14 protein-coding genes are annotated in these 20,987 nt (G+C 35.9%); 8 read left to right on the top strand and 6 right to left on the bottom strand.

All coding sequences use genetic code 11. The features are described 5' to 3' along the window. Positions 1-57: 57 nt before the first annotated feature. Both OXQ85_RS10175 and OXQ85_RS10170 read right to left on the bottom strand, forming a co-directional pair. Complete coding sequence (locus tag OXQ85_RS10175) at positions 58-1,881, bottom strand: RagB/SusD family nutrient uptake outer membrane protein (RefSeq protein ID WP_267404149.1); 1,824 nt, start codon at positions 1,879-1,881, stop codon at positions 58-60. Positions 1,882-1,892: 11 nt separating this feature from the next. Further along, complete coding sequence (locus OXQ85_RS10170; RefSeq protein WP_267404147.1) at positions 1,893-4,907, bottom strand: TonB-dependent receptor; 3,015 nt, start codon at positions 4,905-4,907, stop codon at positions 1,893-1,895. 882 nt (positions 4,908-5,789) lie between these two features. On the opposite strand from OXQ85_RS10170, the gene kduI reads away from it, so the two are divergent. The 8 genes from kduI to OXQ85_RS10130 all read left to right on the top strand — a co-directional run bounded on the left by kduI (position 5,790) and on the right by OXQ85_RS10130 (position 16,106). After that, complete coding sequence (gene kduI / locus OXQ85_RS10165; protein WP_047438108.1) at positions 5,790-6,626, top strand: 5-dehydro-4-deoxy-D-glucuronate isomerase; 837 nt, start codon at positions 5,790-5,792, stop codon at positions 6,624-6,626. 8 nt (positions 6,627-6,634) lie between these two features. After that, positions 6,635-7,417 (top strand): gluconate 5-dehydrogenase, encoded by a 783-nt coding sequence (locus OXQ85_RS10160; protein ID WP_267404144.1) that lies wholly within the window; start codon positions 6,635-6,637, stop codon positions 7,415-7,417. Positions 7,418-7,435: 18 nt separating this feature from the next. After that, complete coding sequence (gene uxaC, locus OXQ85_RS10155; RefSeq protein WP_267404143.1) at positions 7,436-8,833, top strand: glucuronate isomerase; 1,398 nt, start codon at positions 7,436-7,438, stop codon at positions 8,831-8,833. 401 nt (positions 8,834-9,234) lie between these two features. Further along, on the top strand, positions 9,235-10,239 hold the full coding sequence (locus tag OXQ85_RS10150) for a sugar kinase (RefSeq protein WP_267404142.1): 1,005 nt from the start codon (positions 9,235-9,237) through the stop codon (positions 10,237-10,239). Positions 10,240-10,473: 234 nt separating this feature from the next. After that, the gene (locus tag OXQ85_RS10145) at positions 10,474-11,133 is read left to right on the top strand and encodes a bifunctional 4-hydroxy-2-oxoglutarate aldolase/2-dehydro-3-deoxy-phosphogluconate aldolase (protein WP_267404141.1); all 660 of its coding nucleotides are present in this window, start codon (positions 10,474-10,476) and stop codon (positions 11,131-11,133) included. A gap of 166 nt (positions 11,134-11,299) precedes the next feature. Continuing rightward, on the top strand, positions 11,300-12,832 hold the full coding sequence (locus tag OXQ85_RS10140) for an MFS transporter (RefSeq protein ID WP_267404140.1): 1,533 nt from the start codon (positions 11,300-11,302) through the stop codon (positions 12,830-12,832). Between the two features lie 188 nt (positions 12,833-13,020). Continuing rightward, the gene (locus OXQ85_RS10135) at positions 13,021-14,484 is read left to right on the top strand and encodes a tagaturonate reductase (RefSeq protein ID WP_267404139.1); all 1,464 of its coding nucleotides are present in this window, start codon (positions 13,021-13,023) and stop codon (positions 14,482-14,484) included. A 5-nt stretch (positions 14,485-14,489) separates the two neighbouring features. Further along, positions 14,490-16,106, top strand: a complete 1,617-nt coding sequence (locus OXQ85_RS10130) for an altronate dehydratase family protein (protein ID WP_267404137.1) — start codon at positions 14,490-14,492, stop codon at positions 16,104-16,106. A 278-nt stretch (positions 16,107-16,384) separates the two neighbouring features. Here the strand turns inward: OXQ85_RS10130 and OXQ85_RS10125 are convergent, their stop codons facing one another. The 4 genes from OXQ85_RS10125 to xylE all read right to left on the bottom strand — a co-directional run bounded on the left by OXQ85_RS10125 (position 16,385) and on the right by xylE (position 20,713). Then, positions 16,385-16,777, bottom strand: coding sequence for a DUF3060 domain-containing protein (locus tag OXQ85_RS10125; protein ID WP_267404135.1), 393 nt, complete (start codon positions 16,775-16,777; stop codon positions 16,385-16,387). A 329-nt stretch (positions 16,778-17,106) separates the two neighbouring features. Further along, positions 17,107-18,135: a LacI family DNA-binding transcriptional regulator gene (locus OXQ85_RS10120; protein ID WP_267404134.1), complete on the bottom strand. Its 1,029-nt coding sequence runs from the start codon at positions 18,133-18,135 to the stop codon at positions 17,107-17,109. Positions 18,136-18,329: 194 nt separating this feature from the next. Further along, positions 18,330-19,166, bottom strand: a complete 837-nt coding sequence (locus tag OXQ85_RS10115) for an aspartyl protease family protein (RefSeq protein WP_267404132.1) — start codon at positions 19,164-19,166, stop codon at positions 18,330-18,332. A gap of 125 nt (positions 19,167-19,291) precedes the next feature. Next, positions 19,292-20,713: a D-xylose transporter XylE gene (xylE, locus tag OXQ85_RS10110; protein ID WP_267404130.1), complete on the bottom strand. Its 1,422-nt coding sequence runs from the start codon at positions 20,711-20,713 to the stop codon at positions 19,292-19,294. Positions 20,714-20,987: the final 274 nt, after the last annotated feature.

Here is a 20,987-nt window from a genome sequence, read left to right as displayed (position 1 = left end):
CAGGCTTTTCTTTTGAGGAATAAGCCTGTATTCTTTGATATGAATGCGAAACTTTTTCTAGTATCCGTAATCTTGGGTAAGATTATAGTTTGAATTAACAACATCCAAAGCCAATGGAAGAAGTTCTCTCTTGTTTGGCTGGAAATAATAGGCATAACTCTTAAGAGGGTCGCCACTAATGTATGACTGTGTCATTGCTAATCTCCAGTTAACTTTCGTATATCCGGAGGGTGTCGCCACACTTTGGTTCGGGCTATAGAAAATATCTGCTTTTGCAACGCCCGTCGTAGTATAGAAATCTATATCTGTAATATTCTGTTGAGCCGTTTTAGACTTGTCGTACGCTACTTTTTTATAGAAAATATATTCCGGAATGTTGGCATAAGCGCCTGTACCGTTCATGAAATCAGTCAGTTTTTGTCTGGTTTCATTGATTTTTGTTTCTAACAAATTCCAACGGATAAGATCATATTTTCTCAAACCTTCTCCACCAAATTCCAATTGTCTTTCTTTTACAAGATAATTGAAGAACGCAAGTTTAGTGGTAGGAATGGTTCCTACTTGACCAAGATTACCTGTGTAAGCTCTTCTTCTTACCGCCATTACTGCATCGATAGCATCTTGTGAAGGCGCACCATGCAATTCGTTATCTGCTTCGGCAAACATTAACAGGATGTCAGAATATCTTAACAAAGGCCAGTCGATACCAAGGTTCTGAGAAGTGCCTGTAATATTTGACCAAGATTTTCTGAATTTTCCGTCATTCCAGTTGATAGAAGTCTGAAGTTCTTCCTGTTTTGATGTATTTACTCTGAAGATCGCAACGTTGATGTCTCTTCTTAGGTCATATTTTCCGAATTCGTAAAAATAAGTTGGAATAGCGCTGATACCTCCTGAAGATTTCCAGTCTGTATCATCGTGTCTCAACCCATTGTAGTAACCGATTTTAGAATCCGTTCTTGAATTTCCTCCGAATGCTCCGATGGCATAAATTACTTCGTTTGTAGCATCCTGAGAATTGGTATGCAATGCTCTGAACATTCCTTCATAACTCGGATTTAACTGATGCTGACCAGAATTGATGATATCTTTACATTCATCAAAAGCAATCTGATAATATTTCTGAGGATTAGAACCCTGTAGCATTTGCTGTGGTGCTCTTCTTAATGAATATCCAGCTCTTGCTAAAGCGATTCTTGCTCTTAATCCTTTCACTGCTCCTTTTGAAATTCTCTGAGCGGTTGTTCCACCTTCAGATCTCCAAGGAACTAAGCTTTCAGCTTTCAATAAATCATCAAGAATTTTATCGTAGATGATATCTCTGTCTGTTTTAGGAAGGTATAAATCTGGCAAATCTGCTGAAGGAACGTCCTGGAAAGGTACATCTCCCCAGTTTTTAATAAGATCAGAATAGAATTGAGCTCTCAGCGTTAAAGCTTCACCCAAATATCTGTCCATTAATTTTTTATCTGCATCAGAACCTGTTTTATAAACTGGCGAAAGCGGAATATTTTTAATAACAAGATTCGCTCTCTCGATACCTGCATACGTATCAAGGAAAGGTCTTAAAAGTTCTGTATTTGTAGGTATTGCGCCAAAGCAGCTAACTCCTCTTCTGTCATTGGCATTATAGTCTCCTGAAGTTCTTAAATCGTCTCCTGACTGTGTCAGAATAAGATTCATCCTTTGTCCGTAGGTGTTGTCACCCATTGTGGCGTTGTAGACACCAACCAAGGCCGAGAAAGTATCCGACGCAGAGTCGAACTGCTGAGCTTCTGCGGTATTAGATAAGCTTTCTACATCAAGATATTGATCGCATGAATTTAAAGTGATTAATCCTGCAATGGAAAATACTATAGCTAAAAATTTATTCTTCTTCATAATGTTAGGGTTTAAAAAGTGATGTCAACTCCGGATAAGATAAATCTGCTACGCGGATAAGCTGCATAATCTACTCCCGGTGTTAAAGGATTTCTTCTTGTATTAGCTTCCGGATCATATCCAGAGTAACCTGTGATTGTAAATACATTGTTCATTGTAAAATACAATCTAAAGTTTGAAAGACCTAATTGTTTAGTAAATTCTTTTCCAAGAGAATAACCGATGGTTACGTTATTTAATCTTAAGAAAGAACCGTCTTCAATAGCATACGAATGTAAGAAATAGGCACCTGCAGGCGGAGTCCACCCTGTTGTGTTAGCATTTAAAGCAGCTAATGCGGTGGGGTCTGTTACTTTTTCTCCGGCGCTGTTAAACCATTTCCATCTGTCGGCCACTTCCGCCAACATATTATTGTCTCTGTATAAATATTGTGTTGAATATTCGATTTTATTAGCATTATAAACTTTATTTCCGACTGAGAAATTGAACATCATGCTCATATCCCAGTTTTTGTAACGGAAAGTCTGGCTGAAACCACCATAGAATTTAGGCTGTGCATTTCCTAAATCGGTCATGTCTTTATTATCAATTACACCATCACCATTCAGATCCTGAAGTTTAAGATCTCCCGGTTGTACTGGTTTAGCTCCATTTGCTGCTGCTGCCGAACTAGGAATTCCTGCTTTTAATGTATAAACCTGCGTTGTTGGGTTATAATCGAAATCACTTACTTCATATCTTCCTGCTGTTTGATATCCCCAGAAAGTACCTACCGGTTTACCCACCTGTACTAAGAAATCATTCAAACTGTTTTGCCATCCGGAAGGGTATAGGTAAGAGAATGAGCTTGGAGAAGCATTATTCCCTAAACTTTTGATCATGTTTTTGTTTGATGAAATATTAGCATCCACTTTCCAAGAAAATTTTTCATTGCTGATAATTGTACTTCCTATGGAGAATTCAATACCTTTATTCGTCGTACTTCCTGAGTTTTGATATTGATATTCGTAACCCGTAGTTTTAGGAATCTGTGCTAAAAGTAATAAATCTTTGGTATCGGTTTGATATAAATCTAACGCACCATAAACTTTCCCTTTAAAAAAGCCGAAATCTAAACCAATGTTTTTAGAAGTCGCTGTTTCCCATTTTACATTTTTATTTGCTAAAATGTTTCCTGTAGTTGCTCCCGGTGTTACGTTTGTTCCAAATGCATATCCGTAATCAGACGATGTTGTAAAGAAAGTATCGTACAAGAAAGACCCGATTCTGTTATTTCCGGAAAGACCATATCCTAAACGAAGTTTTAATTCGCTGATTGTTTGGCTTTCTTTCAAGAAATTTTCTTCAGTAATCTTCCAAGCTGCTGAAGCTGCCGGGAAGTATCCCCATCTGTTTCCTGGTCCGAAAACGCTGGAACCATCGGCTCTCATGGAAGCAGTAAGGATGTATTTGTTTTTGAAAATATAATTGGCTCTACCAAAGAATGATGCCAAACGATCCGGGCTTCTTCCTGCTCTCGGTGCATCCTGTATCAAACCTGCTGGAGGCGATGCCGACTGAATATTAGCAAAAGCTTCTTCAGCATTAATCGATTTTGGGAACCATTTAATGGTCATTGCCAATGATTCTCCATCCGTTTTCACAATTTCCTGACCTACTAATAAGTCTACTTTATGATTTCCGAATGTTTTTCTGTAGTTTAACGTATTGGTGTTGGTAATTCTTCTCGTCTGAGATTTGTTTAAAACTACCACCGGCTGATCGTTATTCTGTCTTGCAACAGATGTTACCGTTCCTGAGAACTGATTGATAAACTCATCTCTCTGAACATAACCGATCACACTTCTAAACGTAAAATCTTTACTGATTTTATATTCTATTGTTCCATTTAGCAATAAATCGTTTCTGCCGTTTTCTTTAATCTCGTTATTCGCTAAAAGAATAGGATTTACAAGATTGGTTTCATTAGCAAATAACGGATCGAAATCATCCACATTTACATTAGAACCTCCTTCAAATGGCTGATATCTTACAGAGTTTCTCAGTCTGTTTGTTCCCTGAGAACCTGTAGAAGATGTTCCTGCCCCGTAGATTGTTTGTCTACTATATCTGGCATTCAAGCTCATGCTCAACTTCTTAGAAATATCGTAATCATACTTGAAGTTGGCCATGTTTCTTTTAAATCCGGAACCGATCATAATTCCGTCTTCCTGCACATTATTCAATGATAATGAGAAAGATGAATTATCAGATCCGCCCGTTACTGCAAGATTATGCGTAAAGTTGAAGGCTTCTCTTCCGAATACTTCATCCTGCCAGTCTCTTGTTTTTAATTTTTTGTAATCTTCAAGCTTATCATAAGTACCATATCTTGCTACAAAGGCATCTATATCAGTCTGTACGCCGCCTTTGTTATAAACTTCGTACTGATAAAGCACGTATTGATAAGGATCTAATACATCAATAGTATTCTGTATTTTTCTTACTCCTAAAAATCCATTGTAGTTGATGGATGTTTTTGCTCTTTTGCGACCGCCTTTTGTTGTGATTAAAACCACACCGTTAGCTCCTCTCGCTCCATAAATATTGGTAGAAGATGCATCTTTTAAAACCTCAATAGATTCAATCTCTTTGGGTGATAAAATAGAAAGTGCGTTGTCCATCTGTACCCCGTCCACGATATAGAGTGGTGCATTACTCCCCGTGATCGAGTTACCACCTCGGATGACGATGTCTACATCAGCACCCGGCGAACCTTCACTTAACGAAACCTGTACTCCGGCCATTCTTCCCTGAATAGCTTCGGCAGCATTGGTAGAAGGCATATCTTTAATTGCATCTGCCTTTACAGAAGCCACAGAATTGGTAACATCCTTTTTAGAAACTTTGGTATAACCTACCAAAACCACTTCGTCGATTTTAGTTTCTTTTTCCTTTTTCGGTTCTTTTTCTTGAGCCATAGCAAGGACTGGAAGTAGAAAAACAGTTAAATATAACCACTTTATTGATTGTACTCTTTTATCCATTTTAGTATCCTTATAGTTTTAATTCTTGGTTGAAAGTTTCTTTTCAATTTTTGTGTGTTTTTTGTGGATTTGTAAGTATTCTACGGCGTTTCAGTGGTAAATATTCTTTGAAAGAAATACGCTTTTAGAGTGCAATCGATTGCGTAGTTTTTCATAATAAAATATCCTGGCTTCTAAACTAATATTATTTTCCATTACACAAAGAAAAAAATATTATTTTTTCATTAATTTGATTGTTTAATGTGTTAATTTTTTCAAAACATTTGTTCGTTAGGTTGATTTAATTTATTGATTATTAAGTGTTTGATAGTTTATGTGGTAACTTTTATTTGTATTTAAAAATCTTTAAAAAATGTATTGTTTAACATTTTAAAACTTAAAAATTCCTTAAAATCTGCCTCATTTTTGGCCTTGAAAAATCCCCAAATTTGTCTTCAAGAATAAAATTTTCACCCTTTTACTGATTTTTGTCAGCTTTTCTGGTTAATATTTTTAACCTTATTTTCTACTCAATAAGGATTAATCTTAATATATATAATATGTAGAGTATATTTGGCTTATTATTATCGATTCAATATTGATTGTTTTGTGGTTTTATTTTGGCACGATTTTATATTTAAACCATAGTTAAGCATTAATTTTGGTTAATCTAAATCTTAATATTTTCTTAAAATATTTCAAAATTCTTCTCAATTTTAAATTTTATTAAATTGTATTTCAGTTTATTATAAATTTAAATTAAATTTTTGTTAACTAATTGCAGAATAATTATATATTTATCCCACAAGTATTTCTACAGAATTTTAGTGTAATTTTATGCAATCGATTACGCAATGTTTAACAGGTTTTGATAAAACCGCAAAAAGAAAAGTATAAAGTAGTATGACAAAATCAGAATTTCGTTACGCCCATCATCCAGAAGATGTAAAAAAATATACAACTGAAGACTTGAGAAGGGAGTTTTTGATGAATGATTTATTTAATGAAGATCAGATCAATGTAGTGTATTCTATGTACGACAGAATGATTGTTGGTGGTGTAATGCCTGTAAAAAGTGCTTTGAAACTGGAGCCAACAGACGATCTTAAAGCAGAGAATTTCCTTGACAGAAGAGAATTGGGAATCATCAACGTAGGGGCTGCCGGAAAGGTGACTGTGGATGGTGAAGTTTTCGAACTGGGAAATAAAGAAGCTTTATACATTGGAAAAGGAGCAAAAGATGTTGTTTTTGAAAACGGAAATGAAGGTCAGACTTTATTTTATTTCAATTCTGCACCGGCTCATCACGCTTATCCTACAAAGAAAATCACAAAAAACGAAGCTGAAATTGTAGAATTGGGCGAAACAAAATACGCAAACAGAAGAACAATCAACAAACTGATTGTCAATAGCGTATTAGAAACTTGCCAGCTACAAATGGGAATGACCGAGCTGCACGAAGGAAGCGTTTGGAACACAATGCCTTCTCACACGCACACTAGAAGAATGGAAGCGTATTTCTATTTCGATTTGGAAGAAGGTCAGGCGGTAAGTCACTTTTTAGGACAACCGAATGAAACCCGTCATATTTTTATGAAAAACAATGAAGCGGTATTGTCTCCGGAATGGTCGATTCACTCAGGAGTTGGAACTTCCAACTACACATTTATCTGGGGAATGGCAGGAGAAAATATGGATTACGGTGATATGGACGCTGTTAAAACTAACGAACTAAAGTAATTTTTCTAATGAATTTATTTGATTTATCCGGCAAAGTAGCAGTCGTTACAGGCGGTACTCACGGATTAGGAATGGCAATGGCAGAAGGTCTTGCCGCTGCAGGTGCTGAATTGGCGATCACAAGCACAACGCCGTCAAAATTAGAGGAAGCTTTAAACTATTATCATTCCAAAGGATATAAAGCAACCGGTTATCTTTTTGACGTGACGGATGAGCTGGAAGCCGCTCAGAAAGTAGCTTTAATGGAAGCTACTCATGGAAAAATAGACATCCTTGTCAATAACGCAGGAATCATCAAACGTATTCCGGCAATTGAGATGGAAGTAGAAGACTTTAGAAAAGTAATCGATGTAGATCTTACAGGACCTTTTATCATGTCCAAATTAGTTGGAAAATACATGATCAAAAGAAAATCAGGAAAGATCATCAACATCTGCTCAATGATGAGTGAGTTGGGACGTGACAACGTAGTAGCTTATGCTTCTGCAAAAGGCGGTCTGAAAATGCTTACCAAAAATCTGGCGACAGAATGGGCAAAACATAATATTCAGGTGAACGGAATCGGTCCGGGATATTTTGCAACTTCTCAGACAGAACCAATCCGAGTGGATGGGCATCCTTTTAACGATTTTATCATCAGCAGAACTCCGGAAGGAAGATGGGGAAATCCGGAAGACCTTGCAGGAACGGCTATTTTCTTAGCTTCAGACGCAAGCAAATTTATCAACGGACAGATTATTTACGTTGATGGAGGAATTCTGGCAACCATCGGGAAGCCTGCTAATGAATAACAACAGAATTAGACTAGAATGAAACCTTTTATTACAGATAATTTTTTATTACAGAATAAATACGCTGAAGAATTATACTTCAAGTACGCGGAAAAACAACCCATTATTGATTATCATAATCACTTGATTCCTAAGGATATTGCAGAAGATACGTCTTTCGAAAATATCTCAAAGGTTTGGATTGCGGGTGACCATTACAAATGGAGAGCCATGCGTACAATGGGCGTGAACGAAAAATTCATCACGGGAGATGCTTCAGACAAAGAAAAATTTGAGGCTTGGGCTAAAACAGTTCCGTATACATTGAGAAATCCTTTGTACCACTGGACGCATTTAGAATTAAAAAGATATTTCGGAATTGATGAATTGCTGAATGGTGACAATGCATCAGAAATTTACGATAATATCTCATCTCAGCTTCAGACTCCTGAAAAATCGACAAGAGGTTTATTAAAAATGATGAACGTAGAATCTCTGTGCACAACGGAAGATCCTACTGACATATTGAATTATCACCAAGATTTGGCGAAAAGCGATTTCTCTATTAAAGTGAGTACAGCTTTCCGTCCTGATAAGGCGATTTTGATTGAAAATCACAATTTTGCAGATTATATTTCTAAACTAGGCGAATCTGCCGGAATTGAAATCAACTCTTATCAAACGTTGTGTGATGCTTTGACGAAAAGAATTGAATATTTCCACGAAAACGGATGCAGATTATGTGACCACGGATTGAACAATATTTCTTTCGAAGAAGCTTCGGATGCTGAAGTGGAGACTATTTTTAACGATAAAATTTCAGGAAAAGTAATCGCTGAAAAGCAGGTAAATCAATTCAAAACAGCCATTTTATTATTCTTAGGGGAGGCTTACCACAAATTTGGTTGGGTTCAGCAGTTCCATTTGGGTGCGTTGAGAAATAATAATGAAAGAATGCACAGAATTTTAGGTCCGGATACGGGTTGGGATTCTATTGGTGACTTCGTTCAGGCTGAAACTTTGTCTAAATTATTGAACGCTTTAGACGGAAAAGATAAACTAACGAAAACCATTTTATATAACTTAAATCCTGCCGACAACGAAATTTTCGCGACAATGATCGGGAATTTCAACGATGGAAGCATCAAAGGAAAAGTACAGTTCGGTTCAGGATGGTGGTTCTTAGATCAGAAAGACGGAATGATCAAGCAGATGAATGCCCTTTCAAACATGGGATTAATCAGCTGTTTTGTTGGAATGTTGACGGATTCAAGAAGTTTCCTTTCTTTCCCAAGACACGAATATTTCAGAAGAGTATTGTGTAATTTATTCGGTGAAGAAATGAAGAACGGAGAATTACCGGACGATATGGAACATGTCGGAAAAATAATTTCTGATATCTGTTATCATAATGCTAAAAATTATTTTGATTTTTAAATTTCAAATTAAATAAAAAGTCTCGCAGATTTAGCAAATCTAGCAGATGATTATGTTTAAAAAAATCTGCGTAATCTGTAAAATCTGTGAGAGATAAAAATAAATTTTAAACCATTAAGGAAATTTAAGAAGTTAAGTTTTGATTAAGATAAAATCAAAGATTTTAATTAGGTAAAAACGCTTAAAGCGAAGCTCAACTTAATTTTTCTAAACTCCTTAATAAAATCTTAATGGTTTAAATAAAAAAATCTGTAATTTCTACTAATGAAAAGTCTTTGCGGTCTTAGCTGAGTGAAACGCCTTTGCGAACTTAAAGACAGGTAGTAGTTAAAAAAAATCTTTGCGCCCTTTGCGTTAAAAACAGAAACAGATATTCAAAAAATTAAGGTTAGTAAAAACTTATGGGCAAAATACTTACTTTCGGTGAAATCATCATGCGACTTTCGCCTCCCGGAAACAGAACGATGAAGCAAAGCCACGAAATGGAATTTTTCTTCGGCGGAACTGAACTTAATGTCGCTTCTTCATTGGCAACAATGGGTTGTGAAGTGAAACATGTGAGTGCTGTTTCTGATGATTTTGTGGGAGAATCGGCAATCTCTTTCATCAAAAGTTTTGGAATTGATACCCATTTTATTTCTAAAAATGAACATCCTTTAGGGTTGTACTTTTTAGAAGTAGGATCATCAGTTCGTGCCAGCAGAATTGCTTACAACAGATTGAATGGTTCTTTTGCCAATATTCAGCCTGAAAAAATTGACTGGAAAAAAGCACTTGAAGGTTGCCAATATTTTCATTGGACAGGAATTAGTCCGGGAATTTCAAAAACAGCTTATGAAGCTTTGAAAGAAGGTTTACAAACTGCCCGTGAATTGGGAATTGAAGTAACAACAGATCCGGCTTACCGTTCAAACCTTTGGAAATATGGTAAAAACGGAAATGAAGTGTTGAAAGAATTGGTTTCTTTATCAACAATTTTCATCGGCGGAGTAAATGAAATCAACGAAATTTTAGGAACTCAGTTTTCATCAGATAAAGAAGGTTTCATTGAAGCTTGTGAAGAATTGAAAAAACAATGTCCTTCGATCCATAAAATTTTTGACAAAATAAGAATCGGTGTTACGGCGAGTTCTCAGCAAACGCAGGGAAGAGCTTGGGTTAACGGAAATTATTTTGAAACTGTATTTTTAGAAATAGACAATGTAGTCGACAGAATCGGAACAGGTGACGCTTTTGCCGCAGGTTTGATTTATGGCTTAATCAATTTCGATGACGAAAAAGCATTGAATTTTGCCAACGCAGCCTGCGCCATCAAACATACTATTTTAGGAGATATCAATTACAGCAGTGCAGAAGATATTCTGGAAGTAATGGCTGGAAATTCTGGAGGAAGAATCAAAAGGTAATTTGCTTCTGGCGGATGGCTTTTTGCTAATAGCTTCTAGGAAATGCATAAACTAAAGTTGGAAAATAGCGGACTTGGCTGAGTGAAACGCCTTTGCGAACGAAAAATATACATCAAGTTTTAAAAGAAAAATCTTTGTGCCCTTTGCGTTAAAAATTTAATCTTAAGAAACAGCACACTAAAGGATAGACTTCATCCCATTAAAAATTATTTTTAAACAAGATAATTCAACAAAATGACAAAAATTCAAACCGTTACCAACGTCATCATCAATCAGGGGATTTTACCTCTGTATTATAATGCTGATGAAACGGTAACCATAGAAATATTAAAATCACTTTACAAAGCAGGAATTCGTGCGGTAGAATATACAAGCCGTGGCGAATCTGCGTTGAGTAATTTTACAAAAATGGTAGAAATCCGTAATGTGGAAATGCCGGAAATGCTTTTAGGAATCGGAACGATTAAAAATTTACAACAAGCTGAAGAATATTACAAAGTTGGGGCAGATTTCTTTATCAGTCCGGGTTTTGTGTCGGAAGTAGCAGAATTTTTAATTCCAAAAGATTTGCTATATAGTCCAGGTTGTATGACACCTACGGAAATTATTACCGCCGAAGCGGCTGGAGTAACTTTTATTAAATTATTCCCTGGAAATGCTTTAGGAGCAGGATTTATGAGTGCAATCAAAGATGTTTTCCCAAATCTGAAATTTATGCCGACTGGAGGTGTTGATACAACAAAAGACAGCATTGAAAGTTGGTTCAACGCGGGAGTAGCTGCAGTTGGAATGGGAAGCAAATTGGTAAGCAAAGAATTGATGGCGGCAAAAGACTATGCAACCATTGAAAATGAAACTAAAAAAGTTTTGGATATCATTCAAACTTTAAAATAATAATGATAAAGCAGAGCAAAAAACTTTGTGATCTTATTTAAGTGAAACGCCTTTGCGAACTTAAAAATATACATCAAGTTTTAAAGAAAATCTTTGTGTTCTTTGCGTTAAAAACAAAAATTATTATTAAAAAATATTCAAAAAACTAACTAATTCTAAAACTAATATGAGTTCAGTTAAATCTTCAAAACCAACGAATTTCAGATGGACGATCTGCGTTTTGCTGTTCATTGCAACAACGATCAATTATCTGGATCGTCAGGTTTTATCATTAACGTGGAAAGATTTTATCGCTCCCGAATTTCATTGGAATAACAACGATTACGGAAATATCACAGCTTTATTTTCTATTTTTTATGCGATAGGAATGCTTTTCGCTGGAAAATTTGTGGATTGGATGGATACCAAAAAAGGTTTCCTTTGGGCAATCGGAATTTGGTCTGTCGGAGCAATTTTACACGCATTTTGTGGAATTGCAACTTCAGGAATTCTTACCGGAAACTGGTTCGCTGGTTTTCACGGCTCTAAAGAATTAATCGGGACGGTATCCAATACTTCAGCGATTATCAGTACGAGTGTTTCATTATTTATTTTCGCACGTTTTGTATTAGCAATTGGTGAAGCAGGAAATTTCCCGGCAGCCATTAAAACTACTGCTGAATATTTCCCTAAAAAAGACAGAGCTTTATCCACAAGTATCTGGAATGCCGGAGCAACGGTGGGAGCCTTAGCAGCACCGATTACGATTCCTTTCATTGCAAAATCAATGGGTTGGGAATGGGCATTTATCATCATTGGTGCATTAGGATTTGTTTGGATGGGACTTTGGGTTTTCTATTATAAAAAACCTCATGAACATCATAAAGTTAATGAGCATGAACTGACGTATATTCAGCAGGATGTAGAAGATTTTCCGGTTGAAGAAAACATAGTACAGACAGAAGAAAGAAAATTCTCGTTTAAGGAATGTTTTAGTCACAGACAGACTTGGGCTTTTGCCTTTGGGAAATTCATGACAGACGGTGTTTGGTGGTTCTTTTTATTCTGGACTCCCGCTTATTTAAGCTCGGTTTACAAAATGGATTCTACCCAAAGTGCATTCCCGTTATTCGTTCTTTACATGATTACTTTATTGTCGATTATCGGAGGATGGCTTCCAAAATATTTTGTGGAAAAGAAAGGAATGAACGCCTATTCAGGAAGAATGAAAGCGATGTTGATTTTCGCATTTTTCCCGTTATTAGCGCTTTTAGCACAACCTTTAGGTTCAATGACCTATTGGATTCCTGTTTTAATTATCGGAATTGCAGGAGCAGCACACCAAGCTTGGTCGGCAAACATATTCTCAACAGTTGGCGATATGTTCCCGAAAAAAGCAATCGCAACCATCACCGGAATTGGTGGAATGGCAGGTGGAATCGGTTCATTTATCATTAATAAATCTTCAGGAGTTTTGTTCGATCACGCTCACAAAGCTTGGTCAACCGTTGACGGAATTCCATTGTTAGAAAAATATCCACAATATATCAACGAAAGATTGCCGGATGGATTCTTTGAACAATTAGAAAAATCAGGAGCAGTAGTGGTAGATGGAATTGATAAAGGATACATGATTATTTTTTCAGTTTGCGCCGTTGCCTATCTAATTGCATGGAGTGTAATGAAAACATTGGTTCCAAAATATAAAATAATAAAATAAGAATATACAGTTTTAAACCTTCCAGGTTTCAAAAACATTGAAGGTTTGGCTAAGATAAAAACTTTGCGATCTTATTTAAGTGAAACGCCTTTGCGAACTTAAAAACGAATAGTAGTCAAGAAAATCTTTGCGCCCTTTGCGTTTAAAACAAAACCAAACAAAAATAAGCGCAAGTAACATTAAAGAAGATGGAAAATCAGATAAAACAAAAATTGAATCGTGAATTAAGCAATTCTCAGGAAAAACTTCCGATCAAAATCATACAATTCGGTGGGGGAAATTTCATGAGAGGATTCACAGATTATGTTATTGATAAATTAAATAAAGAAACCGATTTTAAAGGTGGAATTGTAAATGTACAACCCACTCCGAATGGTTCGGTTCATAAACTGGAAGAGCAGGATAATTTATATACGCTTTTCACAAGAGGAATTAAAAAAGGAGAAATCCATGATGAAAAGCAGATCATTTCTGCGATTCAAAAGTCGATCAATCCTTATGCAAATTATGATGAATTCTTAGCATTAGCAAAAGAAGAAGAATTAGAATTTGTCTTTTCAAACACTACAGAAACAGGAATTGCTTTTGATGAAACGGAAACTTCTTACGAAGGTCCGCACAAGAATTTCCCTGCGAAAGTTGCGGTTTTGCTTCACGAAAGATTCAAACATTTTAACGGAGCAACTGATAAAGGATTGAGAATTATTCCTTGTGAATTAATTGAAAATAATGCTTTTGCATTAAGAGATATTATTATTAAATATGCTCAACTTTGGAATTTAGAAGAGTCGTTTGTGCAATGGATTAACCAAAATAATTATTTCCATAATACATTGGTTGACAGAATTGTTCCGGGTTATCCGAAAGACGATGTAGAATCTTACGAAGATCAGTTAGATTACGAAGATCAAATGATGGTGGTTTCTGAAACGTTCTTACTTTGGGTTATTCAGGATGCCGGAAATTTGAAGGAAAGAATTCCTTTTGATCGGATTAATGAACAAATTTTAGTCGTTGATGATATTCAGCCCTATCGCTTAAGAAAAGTAAGAATTCTGAATGGCGGTCACACCTTAATGTTGGCTCCGGCAGTTTTATCAGGAAAAGAAACGGTAAAAGAATCTATTGATGATGCATTTATTGGTCAGTTTTTAAGTGAAACTATTTTCAATGAAGTCAATCCAACCTTAGGTTTAGATGAAACGGAATTAAAAGATTTTGCGGAAGAAGTTTTCGACCGATTCAGAAATCCTTTTATTAAACATTATCAGACGAGTATTGCTTTGTATTTTGTTTCTAAATTTAAGGTAAGAATTCTTCCGAGTTTGTTGGGCTATGTTGAAATCAATAAAAAATTACCGTTGAATTTGGTATTCTCTTTGGCAAGTTTAATCAGATTCTATCAGGGGAGTTTTGGAGAAAAAGCTTTACCGATTAATGATGAAGAAGCTATCGTTGCTAAATTCAAAGAAATCTGGGCAAACGAAGATTACGGAAAAGTTGCAGAACTGTCATTAAGCGAAACAACTTTCTGGGACACAGACCTTACTCAGGTGGAAGGCTTGAAAGATGCAGTGGCAAAAGCTTTGTGGGAAATAGATCACAACGGCGTGGAAACTGCATATCACAACTTTATACAATTTTATTCTTAGAAAAAATGCAAAAGAAAGTACTAAAAGTAAATCCCAAGGATAATGTAGTGGTGGCGCTGGTTGATTTGGCGCAGGGGGAAACTGTTACTTTGGGTGAACTTACTTACGAAATTATAAAAGATACGAAGGCGAAACACAAATTCGCCGCCGTAGATTTTGAAGATGGCGATCATATTATTATGTATGGCGTGATCGTTGGAAAAGCGAATCAATCTATCAAAAAAGGGGAAGTGATTACGACTGAAAACGTAAAGCACCAAAGTGCAAAAGTAGAAGGAAAAACCGCTACTTTAGGCTGGACTCCACCGAATGTTGATAAATGGAAAGACCGCACTTTCATGGGATATCACCGTGAAGACGGACAAGTAGGAACGGAAAATGTTTGGCTTTTCTTTCCTTTGGTATTCTGTGAAAACAAGAATATTGAAACGCTTAAAGATATTTTCGAAAAAGAATTACTTCACGATAAGGCAAGTAAACATCAATTATTGCTAAGATCATTATTAAATGGTGGAGCGACTGATGTTTTGGAGGAAGAAAAAGAAGAAGATACGAGAGTATTTAAAAATATTGATGTTAGATTCATCACGCACCAGGGTGGTTGTGGCGGAATTCGTCAGGATGCGGAAGCATTGGGAAGACTATTCGCAGGATATGTGAATAATCCGAATGTTGCAGGAGCAACGGTTTTAAGTTTAGGTTGCCAGAATCTTCAGGTGCAGATTTTTATGGATGCACTTCATGCTTTAGCTCCGAATAATAAAAAACCGATTGTTGTTTACGAACAGCAAAAATCCGGTACGATCGACGAAATGCTAACCGGCGTTATCAAAGATTCTTACGAAGGAATTAAAAAAGCCAACGATATTGAAAGAAAACCTGCACCGATCACAAAACTGAATATTGGTTTAGAATGTGGTGGTTCAGATGGTTTCTCCGGAATTTCTGCAAATCCTGTTTTGGGTGAAGTTTCCGATATTATGGCGGCAGTTGGCGGAACAACGATGCTTGCCGAATTCCCTGAATTGTGTGGGGTAGAGCAGGAGTTGGTCAATCGTTGCATCAATGATGAAGATGGCGTAAAATTTCTTAAACTGATGCAGGATTTTGAAAAATCAGTCGTTGCTGCAGGCTCAGGCTTTGATATGAATCCGTCGCCGGGGAATATTAAAGATGGACTAATAACCGATGCCATGAAATCTGCAGGAGCGGCTAAAAAAGGTGGTGCAGCCCCAATTGTAGGAGTTTTGGATTTTACTGAATACGCTACAAAATCAGGTCTAAACCTTTTGTGTACGCCCGGAAATGATGCCGAATGTACAACGGCTTTGGTAGGTTCTGGAGCAACAGTTGTGCTTTTCACAACAGGTTTGGGAACCCCAATGGGAAATCCAATTTCTCCAGTGGTGAAGATTTCTTCAAACACGATTTTATCCGAAAAAATGTCGGATATCATCGATTTTAATGCGGGAACAGTGATTAGCGGAGACAAAACTATTCCTGAAGCAGCAGACGAATTGTTAGAATACATTATAAAAGTAGCAAGCGGCGAGGTAAAAACCAAAGCCGACCTACTCAATCAGAATGATTTCATTCCTTGGAGAAGGGGTGTTTCTTTATAATTATTGTTTTAATTATATAAATATTAGGGTTGAAAATGCTTCTTGCTTCGGTGAGGAGCATTTTCTTTTAAACAGGAGTAGCACTTTTTTACACGAATAAACATAATAGTATAATCTAATCAAGATATTTATATCAATAGGAACGGGCTTTAGCCAGTTTAATGAATATGCAAATCATATTGGCTTTAGCCAAAACTTAAATTAGTCCTCCATAATAAAAATGTCACGAATTAAAAATCCGCGATATCAGTATATTTTGCATATTGATTCTAATCAAATTATTGCTTGGCAACTTTATTTCCTACCCCAGTCAATGACGTATTGGGTTTTCCGCTTTTTGTACCGGAAGTTTTATAAAATATGGTATTGTTACCTCCTTCCATTGTAATGTTATCTACTCTATCGATGTACACTTTGTTACCAGTTCCGGAAACAGAAATTTTCTTCGCGCTTCCTTTAATTGTGATCGTATTATCGCCTCCTTCCACTTCTACGATACCTCCGTTAAGGGTGTAATTCAGTTTATGGCCGATGCCTTCTACCTGTATTTTTTTATCATTGTCTGATTTTTCTACGCCTTTGATGGATTCTGTTTTTCTGGATTGAGAAAAAGCAGTTCCCGTTCCTAAAAAGAGAATTGCCAAGATGGCTGCTGTTTTAATATTTTTCATAATCAATTTGAATTTAGTTGAAGGTAAATATAAGTATAAAATGAATTCTTATGGACTGTTTAAAAGTTAAAGGATTATAAAATTGGTTAAAGCTTAGATAACGTAGACTAGGTAGCACAGATTTGTAATCCATGCTTAGAATATGATGTTGGAATAAAGTTTAAATTTTAATTTTTATCGAAAATTTCCAAGTCTTGAGTTTTTGTTTCAAGACAAAAGAAAAACAGCCTCTTTTTGAAGCTGTTTTTTTATATAAGTTTAGATGTTTCACAATGACAAATAAAGTATTTGTCTCCGTAAGATCTTTTTGACTTTATGCGAAAAGAAAATTAATCTTTTTTAGATGACTTTCGAATATAAATCTGCGGAGCGAGCACCACTTTTTTCTCAATAGAAACTCCGGAACCGTTTTCCTTTATACTTTCGAGAAACACTTGTCCTGCCATTTTTCCCATAGGTACAGGAGTTTGGTCAACAGAACTTATCGGAAGCTCCATAAATTGAGTAAAAGGTTCGTTGGAGAACCCAATAACAGCTACTTCATCCGGAACTTTAATATTACGTTTTTTAAGTTCCTGACAGGCACCCAATGCGGCAAAGTCACTGGAAGAAAAGATTGCATCGGGAACAGATTTTTTATCCCAAAGCTTTTTAATGGCATCAATTCCTGCATCAATAGAACTGCCGGTTTGTAGAATATTGTCTTCTTTTACGGGTAATTGATGATCTATTAAGGCTTGCTTATAACCATTCAGACGGTTTTGATAGATCTCAAGATTCAGATCTCCGGCAAAATGGCAAATGTTTTTATAGCCTTCTTTTATTAAATGTTCAGTTGCGATATAGCCTCCTCTGTAGTCATCAATCACCACGGTGCTGATTCCCGAAATATCTTTTTTACGGTCGAAAAAGATGATCGGAGTATTCGTAGTATCTAAAATATTTTGGATGTGTTCTGTATCGATCGTTGTTTTGGAAACCGACATGAAAATGCCGTCTACCTGAGCATTGAGCAAAGTATTAAGATGTCTTTTTTCAATATTTACATCTTCGTGGCTTTGGCAGATAATCACGTGATATCCGAATGGTGAAAGCTCTTCTTCAATTCCGCGGATGACGGAGGAGAAGAAATTGGTATTTACAAACGGAACAATAATTCCTACGTTTTTGGTTTCCCCACTTTTCAGTGCCTTGGCAAGATTATTCTGCTTGTAGTTCATTTCCTTAGCAGTTTTCTTTACCAAATCTTTTGTGGCCTGGCTGATTCTCGGGTGATCGTTTAATGCTCTCGAAACAGTTGCCACACTGACATTTAGCTTCTTCGAAATATCATATATAGTGGCACTTTTTTTATTCATACAAGTTTTTTTCTAGCTGTTTTTCGTACATCAAAATGATATACATTATTGACGTAAATTTAATCAAATTAAGCATATCTGTACTGTAAAAAATTATTATTTTATAAGTATTTTCAATAAAAACATCTGAAAAAGCCTTTACGAATATTTTTATGAATTTTTTAACCCTCTCTTTTTAGAATTGAATAAAAGAATTAGTCTAAAATATACATTTTTTTGTTTTTCAGGCTGATGCCTATTTTTTTTCCGAACCAGTTGATGCTTGTTTTTCCTTCATAAATTAAACCTTCTACAAACATCACTTTGGGATCTTTCAAGGTCACAAATTTGTTGGAAATTGAATTTACAGAACCTTTGTAGAATTTGGTAACTACCTTTTCATCAAATTCACTTTTCTTTTCTAGAACTTCAAGTTTTTCTTTGTCGATACTTAATGTCTTTAGCAGTTTATCACTTAACCAGAAAGAATTATTTCCTGCTCCTGAATCTAGCAACACCTGAATTTTATATTGATCATTCAGCATAATGTAAGTGAAAATATCCAACGATTTATCTGCCTGAGTTGTAATTTGTATATCAAAAACTTTAGCATTTTTTTCTTTGGAAAGATCGGTAAGATTGATTTCTTTTTTATCAAAATCAATGATAAAATCTGTTTCGCTGAACATGGGAAGTGAGATCAAACCATCAATGCCGTTCAGCTTCATATCAAAAGTAGAGTAAGGTATATTGGCGAATTTTTTTCCGGCAAACGAAACTTCACTGCTTTGAAATACAGGGATATCCATTCTTTCGCCAGTTGCGCGATAAGCTGTCAGGAAATTATAGGTTGATTTTTGTTTTAAATCTTTAGCAAAACTGTCGAAGAATAAATTGATGCCGCCGCCGGTATCGAAGATGAAATTTCCTTCTTTTCCTTCAATATTAGCTTTCGCAATAATATGACCGGATGGAAGAATATTAATCGGCGTTTTTTGAGAAAATAAAAAACCGGATGCTGCAACAGCGAATAAGTACAATGTTTTTTTCATGGATTAGTTTAAATTAATGGGTTAAAATTAATAAAATTCAATGAAGTCTTAATCACTAAAAATAATGAAGGACACCAAAAAATGATGTCCTTCACCTAACTAAGTGTGTATGATGTAAGAAATTTTTATTTTTTCCAAAGGGTTTCAATTTCCTCTAATGATTTTCCCTTCGTTTCAGGAACCATTTTCCATACAAAAAGTAAGGATAAAACGCTCATTACTCCATAAAATCCGTAGGTAAATGCCCCACTGAATTCCATCATAAAAGGATAAGTTGATGAGATTAAATAATTGGCAGCCCATTGCGCGGCAACGGCAATCGCAATCGCACCTCCTCGTATTTTGTTCGGGAAAAGTTCAGAGATTAAAACCCAGCAAATCGGTCCCCACGACATCATAAAAGATGCCGTATACACAATGATAAACACCAAAGTGGCAATCCCGATAATATGAAGGTAGGAGAAAATAGCAATGGCAAACATACCAATTGCCATTCCGATGGAACCAACGATCAATAAAGGTTTTCTTCCCCATTTATCAACGGTAAAAATGGCGACAACGGTAAAGACTACATTCACCAATCCCATCACCACAGTCTGTAACATGGAAGCGTCTTTATGAACGCCCATGCTTTCAAAAATCCTCGGTGCATAGTACAAGGCAACGTTGATTCCAACAAACTGCTGAAAAACAGAAAGCAAAATCCCGATAATGATAACAGTTTTTCCGAAAGCGAAAATCTCACTTTTATGTTCGGCAACCGTTCCTTTTATTTCGTTAAAAATCTGGTGACCTCTTAATTGTCCATTAATTTTTGTTAAAATTTTAAGCGCTTCATCATCTTTTTTAATCAAGGTTAAATATCTCGGTGTTTCAGGTACAAAGAACAGTAGAATTCCAAATAAAGCAGCAGGAATCGTTAGAGATAAAAACATGTAACGCCATCCGATATTGTTGATCCATTCTACGGATTTTCCATCCGCAATTCCCCAGTTGACAAAATACACCACCAACATTCCGAAGATGATTGCAAATTGATTCAGAGAAACTAACCTTCCGCGAACTTCAGCAGGTGCAATCTCTCCAATATACATCGGGCAAACGGCAGAAGCTAGTCCAACTCCGATTCCACCGATAATTCTGTAAAAATTAAAGGCTAGCAAAACTCCCATGGAATGTTCACCGTGCTTAAAGAATAAAAATTCTGGATAAGCAGCTCCCAAAGCGCTGATGAAGAATAAAAATGCCGCCAGCATCAAAGATTTTTTTCTTCCTAATTTTGATGAGAAAAATCCTGAAACTGCTCCTCCGATAATGCAGCCGATCAATGCGCTGGAAATCGTTGCTCCATGGGCAAGAGAGCTCAATCCTAAAGGAATGATTAAATATTCCTGAATCGATTTTTCGGCTCCGGAAATTACAGCCGTATCATAACCGAATAAAAGTCCGCCTAAGGTCGCAACTAAGGTCAATACAGTTACATAAGTCATATTAATTTCCGCTTTTGCTCCAGAAGAATATTGTGGCCCGGAATCTATTATTTGCATAATGTCATGTAGTTTTAATGATAGGTGATTAATTTTTTATCTTTCAATGTAATCGATTGCACTTTTCTATCTCTGTTTCATAAAAATTAAACTTACTTATTTTCTGAATTTTAGAAATAATTATTTAAAAAGTGTTTTCAATATAAAATGGTAATCAATGTTGATGATTTATTAACAATTGAAAGTCTCTAAATGTAATAATTTTAAACAAACTGCAAAGAGATTTTTATAATATCTTACGTTGTATGATAAGGATGAGTGTATGTGTTTGTTT

This window comes from Chryseobacterium sp. GM_Chr_2 (assembly GCF_026540445.1).
Lineage (GTDB): Bacteria > Bacteroidota > Bacteroidia > Flavobacteriales > Weeksellaceae > Chryseobacterium.
This window is presented reverse-complemented; position numbering and strand designations above follow the sequence as displayed.